This window comes from Streptomyces sp. NPDC030799 (assembly GCF_055572255.1).
Genome location: NZ_JBVIDS010000003.1, coordinates 707571 through 728038, shown reverse-complemented (window position 1 = coordinate 728038; position 20468 = coordinate 707571). Strand labels below are relative to the sequence as shown.

The following is a 20468-nucleotide window of genomic DNA, read 5'->3' as shown; positions in this document are numbered from 1 at the left end:
CCGCTTCATGACCGGCTGACTACACGGCCGTCGTCATGATGGTCCGCGAAGGTAAGGCTTGCCTTCACTAAGTGCCGGGGAGGGCAGCAGGGCATGTGGGACGACGCGTTTCCGAGTTTCCTGATCGGACTCAGGGAGGGACTCGAAGCCGGACTGATCGTCTCCATCCTCGTCGCCACCCTGGTGAGAGCCGAGGCTCGCTCCCGTCTGCCCCAGGTGTGGACCGGTGTGCTCGCCGCCGTCGCCGTGGCGATGAGCTTCGGTGCGGTGCTCACCTTCACCGCCGCGTCCATGCCGCAGACCGCCCAGGAGGCGTTCGGCGGCACCCTCAGCGTGATCGCCGTCGCGTTCGTCACCGCCATGGTGTTCTGGATGCGCCGCTCGGCCCGCAACCTGTCCGGCGAGCTGAAGGAGAAGGTGACCGGCGCCCTCGCCATGGGCTCCGGCGTGCTGATCCTCACCTCCTTCCTCGCGGTCGGCCGTGAGGGCCTGGAGACGGCCCTGTTCCTGTGGACCACCGCGCGGGCCGCCGGCGAGTCGGCCGGACCGCTGACCGGCGCCGGCATCGGCCTCGTCCTCGCGGCGGGCCTGTGCTGGGGCCTGTACCGGCGCGTCCTGAAGATCAACCTGACGAAGTTCTTCACCGCCACCGGCGCCGTACTGATCGTCATCGCCGCGGGCGTCCTCGGCTACGGCCTGCGCGACCTCCAGGAGGGCGGCGTCCTGCCCGGCAAGGCCGCCTTCGCGGTCGACCTCGCCGGCAGCGTCGACGCCGGCTCCTGGTACAGCACCCTGGTCCAGGGCGTCTTCAACCTCACCCCGACCATGACCTGGCTCCAGGTGGTCGCCTACGTCGGCTACCTGGCCGTCGTGATGACCCTGTTCGTGCGCGGCGTGCGGGCCACGGCCCCCGGGCCCGCGAAGGAAAGCCCCGTGGCCGGGCCGAAGGCCGCCCGGCCCGAACGGCGCCGGCCGGTCTGGGTGCTGCCGGCCGCCGTGGTCGCCGTACCCGTCGTGATCGCCGGACTCGTCGTCGCCCTCGCCCGCCCCAAGCCCGCCGGCGACCAGACGGTCGCCGTCTCCGAGACCGAGTGCGGCAAGGGCTTCACCGCGCCCGAGCCGGGCCGGCAGACCTTCCAGATGCACAACACCGGCGGCAAGACCTCCGAGGTGTACCTGGTCGACCCGTCCACCGGCGCCGTCTACGGCGAGATCGAGGGCCTGGCCCCGGGCACCACCCGTGACCTCGTCGCCACCGTCGCCGGCGGCACCTACGCCTGGCGCTGCGTCCCGACCGGCGGCAAGGCCGTCACCTCCAAGCCGGTCACCGTCAGCGGCGGCGGCGCGGCCAAGCCGGTCGTCCCCGTCTCCGAGCAGGACCTCGCCGCACCGCTGAAGGCGTACAAGGCGTACGTCGAGCAGGGCCTCGCCACCCTCGTCAGCCAGACGCACACCCTCGACGACGACATCGAGCACGGCCACCTGGACAAGGCCCGCACCGACTGGCTCACCGCCCACCGCACCTACGCCTCCCTCGGCGCCGCCTACGGCACCTTCGAGGACTACGACCAGAAGATCGACGGCCGCGCCGACGGACTGCCGGACGGCGAGCGGGACAAGGACTTCACCGGATTCCTGCGGATCGAGTACGGCCTGTGGCACGGTCAGTCCGCCAAGGACCTCACCGCCCCCGCCCGGCAGCTCGCCGCCGACGCCGCAGGACTGCAGAAAGCCTTCCCGAGCCAGGACTTCGACCCCGGCGACCTGCCGCTGCGCGCGCACGAGATTCTTGAGAACACCCTCCAGTTCGAGCTGACGGGCGACACCGACGAGGGCAGCGGCACGGGTCTTGCCACCGCCGACGCCAACCTCGCCGGCACCCGTGAACTGCTCGCCGTCCTCAAGCCGCTGCTCACCACCCGCGCCCCCGGGCTGCTGCCGACGGTCGACACGGACATCGCCCGCCTGCAGAAGCTCCTGGACGCCGCCCACCACGGCAGCGACTGGACCCCCGTCGACAGGCTCGCCGCCGCCGACAAGCAGCGCCTCGACGGCGCCACCGGGCAGCTGCTGGAAGACCTCGCCCCGGTCCCGGACCTCCTCGAGATCCGGAAGTCCGCCTGATGACCACCGCGCCCCCGCACCCTCAGCACCCCGAAGGGAACCCGCCGATGCCGACCGCCGACACGCCGACCTGCCCCGCCGGCCCCGCCCGCCGCTCCTTCGTGCGGACCGCCCTGGGCGCCGGTGCAGCCGGAGCGGTCCTGGCCGGCGGCGGCTACGCCCTGGGCGAGAGCGGCGGCACGGCCCAGGCCGGCACCACCCATGCGGACGGCAGCGCCAAGGTCCCCTTCCACGGCGCGCACCAGGCCGGGATCATCACCCCGGCACCGGCCGCCGCCACCTTCGTCTCCCTCGACGTCATCGCCGACGACCGCAAGGGCCTCACCGACCTGCTGAGGACCATCACCGAGCGGGCCCGCTTCCTCACCTCCGGCGGCGCACCCACCGACCTGGGCGTCGGCGCGCCGCCCTCCGACAACGGCATCCTCGGCCCCGAGATCCCCTCCGACGGCCTCACCGTCACCGTCGGCGTCGGCGCCTCCCTCTTCGACGACCGCTACGGCCTCGCCAAGGCCAGGCCCGCCCGGCTCACCCCGATGCGGACCTTCCCCAACGACAACCTCGACCCCGCCGAGTGCCACGGCGACCTCTCCCTGCAGATCTGCGCCCAGAGCCAGGACACCGTGCTGCACGCCCTGCGCGACATGGCCCGGCACACCCGCGGCGGCATGCAGATCAAGTGGCGCATCGACGGCTTCCAGAACGCCCCGCGCCCCACCGGCGCCCAGCGCAACCTGCTCGGCTTCAAGGACGGCATCGCCAACCCGGACGTCACCTCCACCCGTGAGACGGACAAGCTGATCTGGGTCGGCGACGGCCAGGGCGAGCCGGCCTGGACCCGGGGCGGCAGCTACCAGGTCATCCGGATCATCCGGATGCTGGTCGAGTTCTGGGACCGGGTCTCGCTGAGCGAGCAGGAGAAGATGTTCGGCCGCCGCAAGGACACCGGAGCCCCGCTCGACGGCGCCCAGGAGACCGACATCCCCAACTACGCCAAGGATCCGCACGGCACCGCGATCCCGCTCGACTCCCACATCCGCCTCGCCAACCCCCGCAAGGCGGAGACCGACGGCTCCCGCATCCTGCGCCGCGGCTACAACTACGACCGGGGCGTGGACAACGTCGGCAACCTCGACATGGGCCTGGTGTTCTGCTGCTACCAGCAGGACGTCAAGCGCCAGTTCGAGGCCGTGCAGACCCGGCTGATCGACGAGCCCCTGGTCGACTACATCTCCCCGACCGGCGGCGGCTACTTCTTCGCCCTCCCCGGCGTCCGGGACACCACGGACTGGCTGGGCCGGGGCATGCTCTCCGCCTGACGCCGGCCTGCCCGGGCACCGGCGGGGTTAACCACCCGGCTGCGGGAAACGCGGACGAGGACCGCCCGCGAGCCGCGAAGGAGGCGACCATGAGCGACCAGCAGTCCGGACAGACCCCGATGGCGGACGACGCCTACCAGCCCACCGGTACCAACGAGGAACAGGAGGACGCCGGTCCCCTGGACCTCCAGGACGCGGTCGACGAGCGCACCTACGACGACATCCTGGACGAGGGCTACTCCCCGCCGGAACGCCCCCTCGGCGTCACCAGGCAGGGCACCACCGCCGCCGAGCAGCACGAGGGGGAGACCCTGGACGAACGGCTCGCCCAGGAGGTACCGGACGCCCAGCCGGCAGCCGGCGACGACATCGGCGACCTGCCCGGCGGCGAGGGCGAACCCCTCGACCCCGAGGCCGGCGAGTTCCGGGCGGGCCGGCTGGTCGCGCCCGACGAGGGCGCCCACCCCGACACGGTCAAGGAGGAGGTCGCGCGTGACGTGGGCATCGACGGCGGAGCGGCAGGCGCCGAAGAGGCAGCCGTACACGTGGTGGACGAAGAAACCTGAGCCCGGCCGGGCCCGGTGGTCCCGCATGAAGGCGCGCCGGGCTGCGAAACAGCAACCGGGGCGGCACTACCCCAGCCGGTCGACCTGGCGGAGCCGATTCGTCGCGTCCAGCGCGGCCACCTTGTACGACTCCGCCAGCGTCGGATAGTTGAACACCGCGTTGACCAGGTAGTCCACGGTCCCGCCGCACCCCATCACGGACTGCCCGATGTGAATCAACTCCGTCGCACCGGAACCGAAACAGTGCACCCCGAGCAGCGTCCGGTCCACCGGGGACACCAGCAGCTTCAGCATGCCGTGCGCATCACCGATGATCTGCCCCCGGGCCAGCTCCCGGTACCGGGCCACGCCCACCTCGAACGGCACCCGGCCCTCGGTCAGCTGGTCCTCGGTCCGCCCGACGAAGCTGATCTCCGGGATGGTGTAGATCCCGATCGGCTGCAGCCGGTGCATCCGCCCGGCCGGCTCCCCGCACGCGTGGTACGCCGCCGCGCGGCCCTGCTCCATCGAGGTCGCGGCGAGCGCCGGGAAGCCGATGACGTCACCGACGGCGTAGATGTGCGGCACCTCGGTGCGGTAGTGCTCGTCCACCGGGATCCGGCCGCGGGCGTCCGCCGCCAGCCCCGCCCTGGCCAGGTCGAGTTCCTCGGTCAGGCCCTGCCGGCCCGCCGAGTACATCACCGTGTCCGCCGGGATCTTCTTGCCGCTCTCCAGCACGGTGAGCGTGCCCCGCGGACGGCGTTCGACCCCGGCGACGGTCTCGCCGAACCGGAACGTGACGGACAGGTCCCGCAGGTGGTACTTGAGCGACTCCACGATCTCGACGTCGCACAGGTCCAGCATCCCGGGCCGCTTCTCCACCACGGTCACCCTGCTGCCCAGCGCCGCGAACATCGAGGCGTACTCCATGCCGATGACCCCCGCGCCGACGATCACCATGGACCGCGGCACGCGCTCCAGCGAGAGCACGTTGTCGGAGTCCATGATCGTCCGACCGTCGAACTCGACGCTGTCCGGACGGGCCGGCCTGGTGCCGGTGGCGATGACGATGTGCCCGGCGCTCAGGCGCCGTTCCCGGCCGGACAGCTCGGACAGGGCGATGGTGTGCGGATCGGCGAAGCGGGCCGTGCCCGAGTGGACGGTGACGTGGTTGCGGGCGAGCTGGCTGCGGACGACGTCCACCTCCCGGGCGACGACGTGCCGGGTGCGCGCGGTCAGATCGGCGACGGTGATGTCGTCCTTCAGCCGGTAGCTCTGCCCGTACAGATCACGCTGGGTGAGTCCGGTCAGGTAGAGCACCGCCTCGCGCAGGGTCTTGGACGGGATGGTTCCGGTGTGCAGGGACACTCCGCCGAGCATGTCGGGGCGGTCGACGACGGCGACCCGGCGGCCGAGCTTGGCCGCGGCGATGGCGGCCTTCTGACCGCCGGGTCCGGATCCGATGACAAGCATGTCGAAGTCGGGCACCCTCGGGAGTCTGACAGCCCTCCGGCCCGCGACGGAAGGCGTCGCCGCCGTCGAAATCCCCCGGAACCTGAGGGAGTTGGCACCTGCGTCCGCTCTCCTCGCCCCTCCTGCGCCCCGGGAGGACAATGACGCCATGGGCCAGCGACCCCGTGACCTGAGCGCTCCCGCCCGGCTGGCCGGCCCCGACGAGGGGATCGGCGCCGACGAACTCGCGCTCGCCACCCGCAACCACGGTCTGCCCCTGGAAGCCCTCCGCTACGACATCACCCCGCCCGGACTGCACTACGTCCTCACGCACTACGACATCCCGTACGTGCCGCACGCCGATGCCTGGCGGCTGGCCGTCGACGGACGAGTGCGTACGCCACTCGATCTGTCCCTCGCCGATCTGCTGTCGTTCCCCCAGGTCACCACCCGGGTGACCCTGGAGTGCGCGGGCAACGGACGGGCGCTGCTGACTCCCCGGCCGGTCAGCCAGCCCTGGCTGGTGGAGGCGGTCGGCACCGCGGACTGGACCGGCGTACCGCTCAGGCTGCTGCTCCGGGAGGCGGGTGTGGACCCGGCGGCCGTGGACGTCGTCTTCACCGGCGCCGACCACGGGATCGAGCGCGGTGTCGAACAGGACTACCAGCGCGCTCTGCCCCTCGCCGTGGCCGTCGGCGACGACCCCGAGGTGCTGGTCGCCACCGCCATGAACGACGCGCCGCTGCCGCCGCAGCACGGCCGGCCGCTGCGGTTGATCGTGCCCGGCTGGTACGGCATGGCCCAGGTGAAGTGGCTGCGCTCGGTCACCGTCAGCGGCGTACCGTTCACCGGCTTCCAGCAGTCGGTCGCCTACCGGATCCGGCGCACCGCCGACGAGGAGGGCGAGCCGGTCACGCGGATCGCGCCGCGTGCGCTGCTCGTCCCTCCGGGGTTTCCCGACTTCATGTCGCGCACGCGGGTGGTGCGGCCGGGGCCGGTGCCGCTGTGGGGCCGTGCCTGGTCCGGTCACGTGCCTGTTTCGTCGGTGGAGGTCAGTACGGACGGTGGTGGGACCTGGCAGCCGGCCGTCCTCGACCCGGTCCGGCAGGGGCGACGATGGGCTTGGCGCGCCTGGCACTGCGACTGGGACGCGTCACCCGGCGAGTATCTCGTCGGCGCGCGTGCGACCGACCCGGGTGGTCATACCCAGCCTGTTGCTCAGCGCTGGAACCGCGGTGGCTTTGCCAACAACGCGGTGAGCTGGCTGCGGGTCGTCTGTGTCGACGCCTCTTCGCCGTAGGGGCTCGTGCCCGATGGCGGGTGCGGGTGGTGTGTGGTACTCGCGCCCGGCGGCAGAGCCGCATGTTCGCACACGGCCCCGCGCCCCTTCAGATCGGCTGTTGTGCCCCCGTTCGATGCCCCCGTTTGACATGAGCCCTTGATTCCCCGGACCGCCCTACGGCAGCAGCCTCTCGATGGCTGTCGGGCCCTCCTTCTCCATCTTGCGTCGTGCCCAGGCGAGGTTCTTCGGGTTGACGTCCCTGCCCGCCGCCATCACCAGGTCCTCCGGGGTGATGTCCCGGGAGGGAGCGGAGTGGAGCAGGGCGTCCGGGGTGCAGTGGTCGTCGGACGACCGGGACTCGTCAGGTGTGGATGTCGACATGATGCCTCCTCCTCGGTCCGGATGACCGCATCCGTGCCGGTGCCGCCGAACGGGGCACACTCTCACCATTGCCCGCATCCGCGCACCCTGCATCTCCAGGCGCCCGGGAAGCGGGTGACGAGCGCCTTCCCAGCCCGCGGCAAAGCACTCGCTCCTAAGCTGGAAAACATCTCGCACCGCTCACCGGGAGGCCGCAGATGGCCGAGACCCCGTTTCCCGAGGACGTCCGCCCCAGTCCCCGCTATCTGCCGATCGCCGAGCACGGGCTCATCGGCGACCTGCGCAGTGTGGCCCTGGTCGGGACGAACGGCACGATCGACTGGTACTGCTGTCCGTCCTTCGACGCCGCCAGCGTCTTCGCGGCGATCCTCGACGCCGAGCGCGGCGGCTGCTTCGAACTGGCCGCCGCCGTACCCGCGCGTACCAAGCAGTTCTACTTCCCCGACACCAACGTACTGATCACCCGGTTCTTCACCGAGGACGGCGTGGGCGAGGTGCAGGACTTCATGCCGGTGACCTCCGACGGCCCGGCCGGCACGGGCGAGGCGGGGCGGCACCGGCTGATCCGGCGCGTGGTGTGCGTCCGCGGCACCGTGCCCTTCCGGGTGCTGGTCGCCCCCCGTTTCGGCTATGGCGCCGTCCCGCACACCCTGAAAACCGTCGCCGGCACCGTCGTCTTCGAGTCCGCCGAGCGGTCCCTGGCGCTCACCTCCACGGTCGTCCTGGAGTGCGACGCCCGGGACGCGCGCGCCGACTTCAAGCTCGCCGAGGGCGAGACCGCGGTGTTCGCGCTGGACCAGCTCGGCGCGGCGGTGGTCCCCCGCGGCTGCGCCCACGCCGAGGCCGAGCACGAGTTCAACGCCACGGTCGCCTACTGGCGCCGCTGGCTGCACCAGTCCCGGTACCGGGGCCGCTGGCGCGAAATGGTGCACCGCTCCGCGCTCACCCTGAAGCTGCTCACCTACGCCCCCACCGGCGCCATCGTCGCCGCCCCCACCACCAGCCTGCCCGAGCAACTGGGCGGCGAGCGCAACTGGGACTACCGGTATGTGTGGGTGCGCGACGCCGCCTTCGCCGTCTACGCGCTGCTGCGGCTCGGCTTCGCCGGCGAGGCGGAGGCGTTCATGCGGTTCCTGACCACGCACATCACGCCCTGCGACGGCTCCGCCTCCGCCCCGCTGCAGATCATGTACGGCATCGACGGCCGCGCCGATCTGCCCGAGCGTGTACTGCCGCACCTGGAGGGCCATCTGGGCTCCGCCCCGGTCCGGGTCGGCAACGCCGCGGCGGGCCAGCTCCAGCTGGACATCTACGGCGCGCTCATCGACTCGGTCTACCTCTACGACAAGTGGGCCCAGCCGATCTCCAGCGGCCAGTGGGACGACGTGTGCCACCTGGTCGACTGGGTGTGCGACCACTGGGACCAGCCCGACGAGGGCGTGTGGGAGACCCGCGGGGGCCGCAAGAACTTCCTGTACTCACGGCTGATGTGCTGGGTCGCCATCGAGCGGGCCATCCGCCTCGCCACCCACCGCGGGCTGCCCGCCGACCACCGGCGCTGGCGCCAGGCCCGGGACGCCATCTACCGGCGGATCATGGACCGCGGCTGGTCGGAGCGCAGGCGCGCCTTCGTGCAGTACGAGGGCGGGGACGTCCTGGACGCCTCCCTGCTGATGATGCCGCTCGCCAAGTTCATCGCCCCCACCGACCCCAAGTGGCTGTCCACCCTGGACGCCCTCACCGAGGACCTCGTCTCCGACTCCCTCGTCTACCGCTACGACCCGCAGGCCAGCCCCGACGGGCTGCGCGGCGACGAGGGCACCTTCTCCATCTGCTCGTTCTGGTACGTCGAGGCCCTGGTGCGGGCCGGCCGGCTCGACGAGGCCCGGCTCGCCTTCGAGAAGATGCTCACCTACGCCAACCACCTAGGCCTGTACGCGGAGGAGATCGGCCGCACCGGCGAGCAACAGGGCAACTTCCCGCAGGCCTTCACCCATCTGTCCCTGATCAGTGCCGCGTTCAACCTCGACCGCGCGCTCGGCTGACTCGGCTGTGTACCGCCAGGTCGCCCGGGTACCCGGTGCCTGCCAAGGACGACATACACAGGGTCCGCAGAAGGAGGAGGCCCGATGACCAGCACCAGCGAGACCGGTGGCGTCACCGGCACGCGTGACAAGAACTACGACCTGATCTGGTACGTCGAGGCGTGCCTGGACAACGCCCTGCGTCTGGAGACGTACATCCAGGACGCCGAACGCGAGCATGACACCGAGCTCGTGGACCTGTTCCACAAGGCACAGGCCGACAGCCGCAAGGGCGCCGAGATGGGGAAGCAGCTGCTGCGCTCGCGGTTGAGCGCCTGACCGCCTCCTCCACTCAGGCGAACCGGGAACCCGGAACGGGTTCGGGAACTCGGGACGGGTCCGAACGGGTCCGGTGAAGCGACGGGTCCGGTGGTGTGGCACGCGCACCGCGCGCTGTCGCCCACCGGACCCGTTCCGTCTCCTGGCCCGGCGTCCGGGGCTGGACAGGGTGTCAGGGCTGGGGTCGGGGCAGGGGCTGTTCCGCCCAGATGATCTTGCCCTGTCGGGTGTACCGGGTGCCCCAGCGGTCGGCGAGCTGGGCGACCAGGAACAGACCCCGGCCGCCCTCGTCGGTGGTCGCCGCGTACCGCAGGTGCGGCGAGGTCGTGCTGCGGTCGGAGACCTCGCAGATCAGCGTGCGGTCGCGGAGCAGCCGTACGCCGATCGGGCCGCGCCCGTAGCGGATGGCGTTGGTGACCAGCTCGCTCAGGATCAGCTCCGTCGTGAAGTCCAGCTCCGTCAGGCCCCAGTCGGCGAGCCGCCGGGTCACCGACGACCGGATCTCCGACACCGCCGCCGGATCGGACGGCACCTGCCACTCGGCGACCCGGTCGGGGCCCAGCACCCGTGTGCGGGCGACGATCAGCGCGACGTCGTCGCTCGGCCGGGCCGGCAGCCGGCCCAGCACGGCACGGCAGGTCTCCTCCGACGAGGCGCCCGGCGTGCCGCGCAGAGCCTCGCTCAGCAGATCGAGCCCCTCGTCGATGTCCCGCTCGCGGTCCTCCACCAGCCCGTCGGTGTACAGCACCAGCCGGCTGCCCTCGGTCAGCTCCAGCTCGGCCGTCTCGAACGGCAGCCCGCCCAGCCCCAGTGGCGGCCCCGCGGGCACCTCCGGGAACTCCACCCGGCCGTCGGCGTGCACCAGCGCGGGCGGCGGATGCCCGGCCCGGGCCAGGGTGCAGACCCGCGCGACCGGGTCGTAGACCGCGTACAGACAGGTTGCGCCGGTGATCGCCGCGGCGCCGTCCGCCGCGGTCTCGTCCTGGTCGATCCGGCCGACCAACTCGTCCAGCAGCCCGAGGAGCTCATCGGGCGGCAGGTCCAGCGCGGAGAAGTTGTGCACCGCCGTACGCAGCCGGCCCATGGTGGCCGCCGCGTGCAGCCCGTGCCCCACCACGTCCCCCACCACCAGCGCCACCCGCGCACCGGACAGCGGCAGCACGTCGAACCAGTCGCCGCCCACCCCGGCCTGCGCCGGCAGATAGCGGTAGGCGATCTCCAGCGCACCCTGCTCGGGCAGGCTGCGCGGCAGCAGACTGCGCTGCAGGGTGACCGCCATGCTGTGCTCGCGGGTGTACCGGCGGGCGTTGTCGATGGACACCGCCGCCCGCGCGACCAGCTCCTCGGCGAGGGCCAGCTCCTCGGCGTCGAACGGCTGCGGCTTGTCGGCGCGCCAGAAGTTCGCCACGCCCAGCACCAGACTGCCCGCCCGCAGCGGCACCGTGATCAGCGAGTGGATGCCGTACGCCAGGACCTGGTCGGTGCGCTCCAGGTCCTGTGCGCGCCAGCCCGGAGCATCGCCCAGCCGGGGCACCAGCACCGACTGCCCGGTGGTCAGGCTGCGCGCCTGCGGTGAGGTGGCCACGAACCGGATCCGCTCGCCGACCGGGTACAGGGGTTCGTCCTTGCGGATGCCGACGCAGGCGGCGCGGCGCAGCGCCGTGCCCGGCCTCGGCTCCTCGCCGTGCAGCACCGCGTCGAACAGATCGACGGTGGCGAAGTCCGCGAACCGGGGCACCGCCAGCTGGGCCAGTTCCTCGGCGGTACGGGTCACGTCCAGGCTGGTACCGATGCCCACCCCGGCGTCGTACAGCATGTTCAGCCGCTCCCGCGCCACCTCCGCACGGCCGGACAGAGCGCGCAGTTCGGTGGAGTCGCGCAGCGTGGTGACGCTGCCGGCCGGGCCGCCGCGCAGGTCGGTGGGGCGCTGGTTGATGGCCAGCAGCCGGTCCTTGACCAGGTGCACCTCGTCCGTGGCCACCCGGCCCGAGGCCAGCAGCGCCGCCGTCTCACTGTCCAGACCCAGCTCCAGCACGCTGCGCAGCTCGGCGTCCTCGGGCAGGTCCAGCAGCCGGTGCGCCTCGTCGTTCGCAAGCAGCAGCCGGCCGTCGCCGCCGACGATCAGCACACCCTCCCGGACCGCGTGCAGCACCGCGTCATGGTGCTCGTACATCCGCGTCATCTCATACGGTCCGAGGCCGTGCGTCTGGCGGAGCAGCCGTCTGCTGACCAGGGCCGTGCCCGCGGTGGCCAGCGCGAGCGCCGCCGCTGCCGCCGCGAGCAGCAGGGGCAGCTGCTGGGCGGCGGCCCCGCCCACATGCGCGGTGGTGATCCCGGCCGACACCAGGCCCACCACCTTGCCGCCCGCGTCCTTCACCGGCACCACGACCTGCACCAGCGGGCCTATCGTGCCGGTGACGTGCTCGGTGACCGTGCCCCCGGCCAGCGCCGGGCCGATCGTGCCGACGAACTTCTTGCCGATGCGGTCGGGCTTGGGGTGCGTGTAACGGATGCCGTCGGTGTTCATCACGACGACGAAGTCCACGCCGGTCGCCTTACGGGTCGCCTCCGCGCGCGGCTGCAGCACGGCCGTGGGATCGGGCGAGCGCAGCGCGGCGACCGTGCCGGGCGCGTTCGCGAACGTCTGGGCGACGGCGAGCGACCGGTTCTGCGCCTCCAGATCGCTGTCGTGCCGCACCTGCAGCACCTGCGCCACCACCGCCGAGACGACCAGCAGCAGCACGATCACCACTTGGAGGACGAACACCTGCCCGGCGACGCTGCGCCCGGTCACCGCCGACCGCAGCATCCCGGGCCGGGCGCCGTTCCCGCCCGGGCCGTCGGGCCCCGGGCCCTGCGGTGCGCGCGCGTGCCCGAAAGGACGGGGCGGCCGAGTCGCAGGCCTGCCGGGCAGTCGCACCATGTGCCCATGTCTACACTGCCCGGCCCCGTCAGGCGAGACTGCGGCCCGCGGCGATCCGGTCACCGGTGACTCGGGGGAGCCGAACGGCGGGCGGCGAGCAGCAGTGCCACGTCGTCGGGGCGGTCGGCGGCATGCCGGGCGGTGGCCGTGAGCCGGTCGGCGACCCCGGCCAGCGACCGGCCGCCCCGCCGCCCGGCCGCTGCCCCTGCCCTGTTCAGCGCCAGCCGCAGCGCCGTGATGCCGTCGTCGATGTCCGCGCCCGGCCGCTCCACCAGTCCGTCCGTGTACAGGGCGAGGATCGCGTCCGGCTCCAGCACCAGCTCGGTCACCGGGTAACGGGCTTGCGGGTCCACACCGAGGACCACACCGCCCGGGACGTCCAGCACCCCGGTCGGTCCGCCGGGCGGGCGCAGCAGCGGCGGCGGATGCCCCGCCCGGGCGATCCGGGCCCGGCCGGTGGCGGGGTCCAGCCGCAGATAGCAGCAGCTGGCGAACTGACCGGGGTCGAGGTCGATCAGCAGGTGGTTGGTGCCGCTCATCACCTCGTCGGGCGGCCGGTCGCCCAGCGCGAACGCGCGTACCGCGCTGCGCAGCTGCCCCATCGTGGCCGCCGCCTGCACCCCGTGCCCCTGCACATCACCGATCACCAGCGCCAGCCCGTCACCGGCCTCGACCACGTCGTACCAGTCGCCGCCCACGTCCATGCCCTGTGTCCCCGGCAGATACCGGCCCGCGGTCTCCACCTGCGGGTGTGCCGACAGCCGGCGGGGCAGCAGAGCCTGCTGCAGACCGCGGGCGAGGGCCGCCTCGCTGTCGTACCGCTGCGCCCGCTCCATGGCGTGCGCGATCAGCCCGGCGAGCGCGGTGAGGACCGTACGCTCCTCGGTGCTGAAGCTGCGCTGCCCTTCGAAACCGAGGATGCAGGAGCCGACCGGCCGGCCGGACGCGATCAGCGGCAGGAAGGCACGGGCGCCCTCGTCGGCGTCCAGCGGGATACCCGGGTAGGCGGACGCGATCTGCTGCATCGACTCGAAGAAGAGCGGCCGGCCCGTGGTGAGGGTCTCCACGCCGGGCACACGCGCGTCGAGCCCGATGCCCTCGAACGGTGCCAGGAATCCCTGCGGGAAGCCGGTCTCCCAGGCAAGGTAGAGATGCCGCTCCTGCAGCAGGTAGATGGCGAGGCGCCGGCCGCCGAACGCGGGCAGCAGCTCCTGCATCACCACGGCCGACACCTGCCGGGCGGTCACCGCGTCCGTCAGCGCGATGGCCAGGGCGATCGGCCGGTACAGCGGGGCCATCGAGTGGTCGGCCGCCGCGGTGTCCTCCGGGACATGCTCCTCGACGACCGGCTGGGTCGACGTGTCCATGCGGCTGGCCGGGACGAGCGTGCAGGTCAGCAGGTCCTCACCGGGATGCACCGACACGGCGAGCCAGTCGCCCGCCCCCGGCTCGGCGCGGTCGCCGGCCGGACGGCGCACATGGAAGTGCACGGGCTCCGTGGCCAGCAGGGCGCCGCGCAGATGGTCGTCGTACGGCGGACCGGTCAGCCACGGCATCGCCTCCCACAGCGGCCGCCCGAGCAGCCACTCGCGCTCCCGGCCGGCGAGCCGGGCCGCGGCCTGGTTGGCGTACACGATCAGACCCACCCGGTCCATGCAGAACACGCCCTGCGGCAGCAGATCGGCCGCGCCCTCCGCGGAGGCGGCGGGACCGGGCTCGAACACCACCCCGCCGACCCGCTCCACCGGCCCTTCCCCGGCAGCAGGCCACAGATGCAGCAGCCGCGGTGTGCCGTCCCGCCCCCGCAGGCACAGGGGCACCGCGGGCGGCTTCCCGGCGGCGGTGTCGCGCAGCGCGGCCAGGATGCGGTGCGCGTCGTGCGGGGCCACGGCGTCCGCGAGCGCCTCGTCACTCCCCACGACGTCACCGGGACGTATGCCGAGGAGGCCGTGCAACCGCTCGTCCGCGCGTACCGCGCAGCTCTCGGGATCCCAGTCGAACCGCGCCACGACCGTCTGCGCGGGCCGGCTCGCGGGCGGCCGTACGCACAGCGGTTCGCCGTCCCAGACGACCGCGCCGGCGTTCCCGTCGGCGAGTGCGAGCAGCTCGGCGCCCAGTCCTTCGGCCAGCCGGGCGAGCAACTCGGGGTCCAGCAGCTCGTCCGCCGTGTCCGCGACCGCCGGACGCAGCACCGTGAGCACCCCGAGCGGTTCGCTCCCGCCCGGCACCGGGACGTGCACCGACCCGAACGGGAACGGCAGACCCGCGGCGAACTGCGGATACCTGCGCACCGTCTCGGCGGCGTTGGGCAGCACCACCTGCACACCGAGGCGATAGGCGTCGGCGACCGGGAACGGACGGCCGACGTGCAGCCGCCACCAGGGCCGGAACAGCGGACCGGGCAGCCCCGCGAGCACCGCGAGACGCAGCAGGCCGGGGGTACCGGACCGTAGATACACACCCGCCACCCGGCCGCCGGCCGCGCCGAGCGCGCCGGTCGAGGCCTCGGCCAGCAGTGTGGCCAGCCGGGTCCGCGTGCGGACCACCTGCTCGCCACCGCTGTCAGCCATCGCCCCTGCCTCGTCCCGTGCGCCTTCGGGTGGATGACACAGCAAGAATGCGCCCCGAGGACCATGCGACGCACCTGGGAGGGGGTGGTGAGCCGACGGAGTCCGCGCTGACCGACCGTCTCACACCAGTGCCGCACCGGAGTGGCGGGCCCACCCACCGGCTCCTAGTAATGGACTGCGTAATGCCGCGGCCGTGTGCGGGGGCGCAGCCGCTGCCGCACCCTGCGACTGGAGCCGAGATGACGACCCCCTCTCCGTCCCCCCGTCCCCACGAGGCCCTCATACCCTCCGTGCCGGTCCTCACCCCGTCCCCCCAGCTCCTGACGTGGCCGGCCACGCCGCCGGAGCCGCTTCCCCAATCGCCCGACGAGAGTCCTCCCGACGGCCCCCGCGAGCTGTCCGCCGGCACCACGCACGCCGGCACCGCGCATGCCGACCGGCCGGGCGAAGACATCCCGGACGACGGTGCCCCGCGCCAGGGCGATCTTCCGTACGACGATCCGTTGCAGGGCCTGGTCCGCGCGGCCGTCGCCGACCGCCCGCTCGAGGAGGTCGTCCGGCTCATCACGCTGCTGGAGAACTCGCCCGAGCACCCCCGGGCCACGGCCGACGCGCTGCGCGCGATCGGGGTCGACCGGCCCGTGGAGGACCTCGCCCGCCTGGTGGCCCTGCTGACCGAGCCGCCGCGGGACACCGGCAGCGCCGACGAGGTGATCCGGGCCGCCGCCGAACGCCGGCCGCTGGACGAGGTCGCCCGACTCGTGCAGCTGTTGCACCGTGCGTCCGTCGAACCCCACTGCGGTCAGGCCGCGCTGCAGGCCGCGGCCGCCAACCGGCCCGTCGAGGAACTCGCCGAGCTGATCGCCCGGCTGGCCGCGGACCGTCCCGGCCACGAGACCCTCCTGTTCGAGCCCCCGCTGCCTGCGTCGCCGCCGCCCGTCACCTCGCCGAGTGAGACTCCGCTGCCCGAGCGGTCGTACCCCGATCCCGCCGCCCTCGCATCCGCCGCCCTCGCGTCGGCTCGCCCCGCCTCGGCTGAACCGGCTTCGGCGGGCCCCTCCTTGGCCAAACCCTCCCCGGCCGAACCCCCCTCGGCCACGCCCGACGGCACCCCCGCGGCCACCGGCGGGAGGGGCGGGCCGGAGCCGGAGCCGGACCGGTCGGCGGAGGGCAGGCCCGCCAATGGCCGGCCGGTGCAGCTTCGCCCGGCGAAGGGCCAGGGCCAGGACGCCTGGAGCTCCCTGGCTCCCCCGTGGGGCGTGCGTGGCGCCGCGGTGCTGGTCTTCCTGTGCGGGGTGGCCCACGCCCCGCGCTCCTGGCCCGGACCGTCCCACGGTGTCCTCCCGGCCACCGTCCTGGGCCCGGTCCTGTGCGTCCTGCTGGCCCTCGCGCTGCCCGCCCGGTCGCCGCAGGCCCGGCTCGTCACGGCGACCGCCGCGCTCGGCCTCACGGCCGCGCTCGCCGCCGGACAGCTGCTCGGCAGGTGGTCCGGCGTGCCCGACCCGTCCCGGTCCTGGGATGCGACCCTGGCCCCGCCGTGGCTTGCCGACACCACGGCAGCAGTGGCCGCGCTCGCGGCCCTGGCGGTGCTGCTGGGCACCCTGGTGGCGAGCGACGCCCGCCGTGCGGGCGCGGGCTGACCTCGGACCGCGGGGCGCGCCGGTCCGTCGGCCCGGCGCCACGTTCCCGGCGTTCACCGGGCGCAGTACCGGACGACCGTCCACCCGGGCGGCCGCCGGGGCGAACGGGAAGGCGTCCGCCTCCAGGCACACTCGCCACATCATCGGCGTGGACACCGGCCCAGCCCCGCCGCACGCCGTCGGCGAGCCGTGCGGCGGCGTCGGACCGGCCGGGCCCGCTCCAGGCAGGGGGCCGGGTCGGTGTCGGCCGTGCGGACACGCTCCGCCCGGCCGCCGTCCCCGGTGACGACGAAGGTCACCGTCTGCGGCCTGGCCCGCCGCAGCACCTCCGCGGTCGCGCCGGCCACCACGAACCTCGCGCACAGCAGCAGTCCGCCTCCGCCGCGGCCGGCGCCCCGGCCGTTCGAAGCCCCACCGTTCAGGGCTCGGTCGGACCGGGTGGCAGCGGTCGGGCGGCGCGCAGGCTGCGCAGCGCCAGCAGCAGGACGGCGATGTCGTCCAGGTAGACGGGGTCGGGTAGCAGGTCGGTGGGGAGCAGCAGATAGGCGACGGCGCCCCAGAACACCCAGCGCGGCCCCGTCGGCAGCCCGGCCCGCTGCAGCATGCGACGGGCGCGCACCAGCCGCACGAGCAGGCCGATGGCGACGACGAACAGCACGGCCGCGACAACGGCGCCGATCACGAGCAGGGTGGTGGCGGAATCCATCCGGCCTCCTCCTTCCGGCCTCCGAAGAGACGGCTACGACGACTGCCGGCTCCTACGGACAGGGTGTGCGCCAACTCCGACCCCAAACCGGGTCACCACCGTGCAGTCTCAGAACCGTTGCAGTCACGACCGTGCGGTCACAGTGGAGCCCGGGAGCCGTCGTGACCGTCCCCGCGCGGGCCGCCGGTCGGCGGGACCGGCGGTGACGACTGCCGCTCCGTTCCGTCCACGTCCTCGGCGGGGCCCTGCGGGGCCGGCGGGGCAGGGCGGCGGGCCTTGGCCGCGGACCTCAGCCTCTCGAACGTCCGCGTCAGCGGCTGCAGCGCACCCGGCGTCCGCGGCTCGGGCCGCTGCTGCGGCAGGGCGGGGGCGGGGACGTCCCGGTAGGCGGCGAGGGCCTCCAGGGCCTGCTCGGCAGCCTCCTTGTACAGGTCCCGGGACTTCGTCATCGCCTCCAGCGCCTCGGCGTACACGGCGACCAGCCGCCGTTCACGCTCCAGTTCCTCCTGAAGGGTCATCAGGGTCCAGTTCTCCCGCAGGTCGGTCAGCGCCTCCTGCACCTCGCGCGGCAGCGGCCGGGGCAGGGCGGCGAAGTGCCGCAGGGCCGCGACGAGTTCGGCCGGTTCGGAACCGTCCAGGAAGACACTGCGCACGCGGTGCTCGTGGCCGTCGTAGCCATCCGGAGCCGGATCCGGAGGCAGCAGTACGGCGCCGCCGCGCGGCACCTCGACGCCGAGGTCCTTCAGCGCCCAGTTGACGGCACGGAACTGGTGCGGCGCGGCCCGGTGCTCGACGATCCGGTGCCTGAGGCCCGGCGGCAGCAGCCGGGCCAGCGGCAGCCGGCCCTGCTCGTCCGGGGTCATCGCCTCGTGCACGACGACGTTGACGCACCACGCCTCGCGCGCCGCCTCGCGCAGCCTGCGCCGCATCTCCTTGTCGTCCGCGGGCAGCGGGTTGACCTGCCGGAAGCGCACCCCGGCGAGCGTGGCGTGATGGTCCCAGGAGCCGTCCTCGCCGGTACCGTCCGCGGGCCAGAACAGCGTCGCCGGTGAGGGCCACGCCTCGTCCCAGGGGCGCTCGGCCTCCGCGACGAGCCGCCACTCGTGCCCCTGGGGCCGGCTCTCGCGCGCCACGAGGGTGAGCCGGGCCCGCACGGTGACCGTGCCGCCGGCCCGCCAGCGTGCCTCGAAGACCCGCAAGCCCGCGTCCGGGGCCCCGGGGGGTGCGGCTTCGGGCGCTTCGCCTGCGGGGGGTTCGGTGAAGTCGTCGATGTCCCCGTTCTCCTTGTGCCGGCGCAGGGTGCGGCGGACGACCTCCTCGGGGGCGGGACCGGTGTGGCGGCCCCGGGCCGCCCAGAGGGTCTGCGGGATGGTGGCGCGGTCGGTGGCGGAGTTCGACATGAGCCAATCTGCTGATGGGGGCGGGTGCGTCTCCCAGTATCACCGCCGGCCCGCGCGTCACGTCGTCCGGGGCCGGGAGGCGGCGCGTGGCGGATTTTGCACACCCCCGCGCACGGGACGCGCGCCGTTCACCCGGGGCGCGTGGGGCATGCGTCGGCCGGCCGTTGTTCACACGTGGTCGTGCCGTCGTACGCCGCCCAGAATGGGCGGGCGAACGGGGTCCGCCCGCCCATCCGCTCAGGGGCGGGCCCCGTTCACGGGGTATGCGGTGCCGTGCCGTCGATATATATCGGCAGTCGATATATTCTGGCTCCATGACAGCGAAGAGCATGACCCGGGCGGCGTTCTTCGTCCTCACCGCGCTCGCCGACCAGCCCCGGCACGGCTACGGCATCCTGCGCGAGACGGAGGAACTGTCCGGGGGAGAGGTGCAGTTGCGGGTCGGCACGCTGTACGGAGTGCTGGACCGGCTCACCGCCGACGGCCTCATCGTGCTGGACCGGGAAGAGGTCCAACAGGGCCGGCTGCGGCGCTACTACCGGCTCACCGACGACGGCGTCGCGGCCCTGGACGCGGAGGCCGAGCGGATGGCCGCCGGCGCCGGCGCGGCCAAGCGGCGCATCGCCGAGGGCCGCCGCGCCGGCACCGCCGTCCGCCCCGCGGCCGAAGGCCGGTCCGGGCTCGAACCCCCCACCGCACCCGGACTCGCCGGAGGTTACGCATGACCACGCTGCTGGAGGCCCGCTACCGCGCCGTCCTGCGCCTGCTCCCCGCCTACTACCGGCGCGAGCGGGAGGAGGAGATGGTCGAGACGTACCTGGGCGACCTCGACCGCGACACACAGGACCAGAGCCGGCCCACGCTCGGCGAGGTGGCGAGCATCGCCGCCCTGGCGGTGCGCAGCCGCCTCGGCGCCGCAGGGGCGCCCCGTCCCTACGTCCTGCTCGGCTCGGGCGCCCGGCTCTTCGCGCTGGCCGCCGTCCTGGTCCTGGCGGCCTCCGCCGTCGTCGCGCCGATCCTGCAGCTGACCTGGTCGTTCACCCGCGGAGGCGCTGAACGGCGGGTGCTCCTCTCGGACTTCACCGACCACGGGCTCCTCGGCGGAACGGTCGCCCTCGCCCAGTGGATCCTGCCGCTGGGCTGGACGGCCGCCTACTTCGGTCTGCTGTACGGCCGTCGCCGTCTCGCCCGGACCGGTGTCCTGGTGGCCGCACTGCCCACCCTGTGGCCGCTGGTGTCCTCGCTGACCGGGGCGACGGTCATCACGGAGCCCGCGTTCGTGGTGACGCTGGCGCTCCTCGCATGGTTGCCGGCCCTCGTGCTGTGCGCCGCCCACCACCGCGACGCGCCGCCGGCCCGGCTGCCGGCCGGCACCCCCGGTCTGGTCTTCATGGCGGCGTGCGTGGTGACGGGCGCGTCCCAGGTGCTGCTGCCCAGCGCCGCCGACCTGGTGTGGGGCCCCGGCAACTGCTTCGTCGCGGGCGCCCTCGGCTGGCTGCTGTGGAGCGTGCGCCGTGCGGAGCGGGTCGCGCCGGGCGGTGCGCTCGCCCTCGCCGTGCTCGGCCTGCTCCTCCTGGCCGTGCGCATCGCCGCCCTGTACCCGTGGCTCGGGCTGCCCGAGGCCGCCGGGTATCTCCGCGGCGACATCGCCCAGGCGGTGGCGCTCGCCCTGCTGACCGTGGTCCTGGCGGTGGCCGGCCGCCGAGAGCTCGCTCCACGCTGAGCTGCCTCGGCGCCGGTGCATGCGCAACCATGCCCTGCTG

At 73.5% G+C, this 20468-nt stretch carries 16 protein-coding genes; 9 read left to right on the top strand and 7 right to left on the bottom strand.

Features of this window, described 5'->3' with window-relative positions:
• The first annotated feature begins 93 nt into the window (after positions 1 to 93).
• The 3 genes from efeU (at position 94) to ACZ41I_RS10730 (ending at position 4009) form a co-directional block, all read left to right on the top strand.
• Entirely contained in the window at positions 94 to 2124 is a 2031-nt protein-coding gene (efeU, locus tag ACZ41I_RS10740; protein ID WP_468513834.1) for an iron uptake transporter permease EfeU, read from the top strand.
• A gap of 47 nt (positions 2125 to 2171) precedes the next feature.
• Positions 2172 to 3443 (top strand): iron uptake transporter deferrochelatase/peroxidase subunit, encoded by a 1272-nt coding sequence (gene efeB, locus ACZ41I_RS10735; RefSeq protein WP_468513833.1) that lies wholly within the window; start codon positions 2172 to 2174, stop codon positions 3441 to 3443.
• Between the two features lie 89 nt (positions 3444 to 3532).
• Positions 3533 to 4009 (top strand): DUF5709 domain-containing protein, encoded by a 477-nt coding sequence (locus tag ACZ41I_RS10730; RefSeq protein ID WP_468513832.1) that lies wholly within the window; start codon positions 3533 to 3535, stop codon positions 4007 to 4009.
• Positions 4010 to 4075: 66 nt separating this feature from the next.
• Here the strand turns inward: ACZ41I_RS10730 and sthA are convergent, their stop codons facing one another.
• Positions 4076 to 5476 carry a Si-specific NAD(P)(+) transhydrogenase gene (gene sthA / locus ACZ41I_RS10725; RefSeq protein ID WP_468513831.1) on the bottom strand — a complete coding sequence of 467 codons (1401 nt, stop codon included), beginning with the start codon at positions 5474 to 5476 and terminating at the stop codon, positions 4076 to 4078.
• 133 nt (positions 5477 to 5609) lie between these two features.
• Here sthA and ACZ41I_RS10720 point away from each other — a divergent pair, with 133 nt between their 5' ends.
• Positions 5610 to 6740 (top strand): molybdopterin-dependent oxidoreductase, encoded by a 1131-nt coding sequence (locus tag ACZ41I_RS10720; protein ID WP_468513830.1) that lies wholly within the window; start codon positions 5610 to 5612, stop codon positions 6738 to 6740.
• A 156-nt stretch (positions 6741 to 6896) separates the two neighbouring features.
• On the opposite strand, the gene ACZ41I_RS10715 is transcribed toward ACZ41I_RS10720, so the two are convergent.
• Complete coding sequence (locus ACZ41I_RS10715; RefSeq protein ID WP_351246755.1) at positions 6897 to 7103, bottom strand: hypothetical protein; 207 nt, start codon at positions 7101 to 7103, stop codon at positions 6897 to 6899.
• A gap of 197 nt (positions 7104 to 7300) precedes the next feature.
• Between ACZ41I_RS10715 and ACZ41I_RS10710 the strand changes: the two genes are divergently transcribed.
• Both ACZ41I_RS10710 and ACZ41I_RS10705 read left to right on the top strand, forming a co-directional pair.
• Positions 7301 to 9148, top strand: a complete 1848-nt coding sequence (locus ACZ41I_RS10710; protein ID WP_399769750.1) for a glycoside hydrolase family 15 protein — start codon at positions 7301 to 7303, stop codon at positions 9146 to 9148.
• An 84-nt stretch (positions 9149 to 9232) separates the two neighbouring features.
• Positions 9233 to 9466: a hypothetical protein gene (locus ACZ41I_RS10705; RefSeq protein ID WP_363219570.1), complete on the top strand. Its 234-nt coding sequence runs from the start codon at positions 9233 to 9235 to the stop codon at positions 9464 to 9466.
• A 172-nt stretch (positions 9467 to 9638) separates the two neighbouring features.
• Here ACZ41I_RS10705 and ACZ41I_RS10700 read toward each other — a convergent pair whose 3' ends face one another.
• Together ACZ41I_RS10700 and ACZ41I_RS10695 are read right to left on the bottom strand one after the other, a co-directional pair.
• The gene (locus ACZ41I_RS10700) at positions 9639 to 12389 is read right to left on the bottom strand and encodes a SpoIIE family protein phosphatase (protein WP_399769747.1); all 2751 of its coding nucleotides are present in this window, start codon (positions 12387 to 12389) and stop codon (positions 9639 to 9641) included.
• A 59-nt stretch (positions 12390 to 12448) separates the two neighbouring features.
• Positions 12449 to 14959: a SpoIIE family protein phosphatase gene (locus ACZ41I_RS10695; RefSeq protein ID WP_468513829.1), complete on the bottom strand. Its 2511-nt coding sequence runs from the start codon at positions 14957 to 14959 to the stop codon at positions 12449 to 12451.
• A gap of 239 nt (positions 14960 to 15198) precedes the next feature.
• On the opposite strand from ACZ41I_RS10695, the gene ACZ41I_RS10690 reads away from it, so the two are divergent.
• The gene (locus ACZ41I_RS10690) at positions 15199 to 16599 is read left to right on the top strand and encodes a hypothetical protein (RefSeq protein ID WP_468513828.1); all 1401 of its coding nucleotides are present in this window, start codon (positions 15199 to 15201) and stop codon (positions 16597 to 16599) included.
• Positions 16600 to 16739: 140 nt separating this feature from the next.
• On the opposite strand, the gene ACZ41I_RS10685 is transcribed toward ACZ41I_RS10690, so the two are convergent.
• From ACZ41I_RS10685 to ACZ41I_RS10675, 3 genes are all read right to left on the bottom strand, one after another.
• Positions 16740 to 16946 carry a hypothetical protein gene (locus ACZ41I_RS10685; protein WP_468513827.1) on the bottom strand — a complete coding sequence of 69 codons (207 nt, stop codon included), beginning with the start codon at positions 16944 to 16946 and terminating at the stop codon, positions 16740 to 16742.
• A gap of 71 nt (positions 16947 to 17017) precedes the next feature.
• The gene (locus ACZ41I_RS10680; RefSeq protein WP_468513826.1) at positions 17018 to 17305 is read right to left on the bottom strand and encodes a DUF1232 domain-containing protein; all 288 of its coding nucleotides are present in this window, start codon (positions 17303 to 17305) and stop codon (positions 17018 to 17020) included.
• A 137-nt stretch (positions 17306 to 17442) separates the two neighbouring features.
• On the bottom strand, positions 17443 to 18705 hold the full coding sequence (locus ACZ41I_RS10675) for a hypothetical protein (RefSeq protein ID WP_468513825.1): 1263 nt from the start codon (positions 18703 to 18705) through the stop codon (positions 17443 to 17445).
• A gap of 329 nt (positions 18706 to 19034) precedes the next feature.
• On the opposite strand from ACZ41I_RS10675, the gene ACZ41I_RS10670 reads away from it, so the two are divergent.
• Both ACZ41I_RS10670 and ACZ41I_RS10665 read left to right on the top strand, forming a co-directional pair.
• Positions 19035 to 19430 (top strand): PadR family transcriptional regulator, encoded by a 396-nt coding sequence (locus tag ACZ41I_RS10670; RefSeq protein ID WP_363219699.1) that lies wholly within the window; start codon positions 19035 to 19037, stop codon positions 19428 to 19430.
• Positions 19427 to 20428, top strand: coding sequence for a hypothetical protein (locus tag ACZ41I_RS10665; protein WP_363219698.1), 1002 nt, complete (start codon positions 19427 to 19429; stop codon positions 20426 to 20428). The genes ACZ41I_RS10670 and ACZ41I_RS10665 overlap by 4 nt, the downstream gene beginning before the upstream one ends.
• Positions 20429 to 20468: the final 40 nt, after the last annotated feature.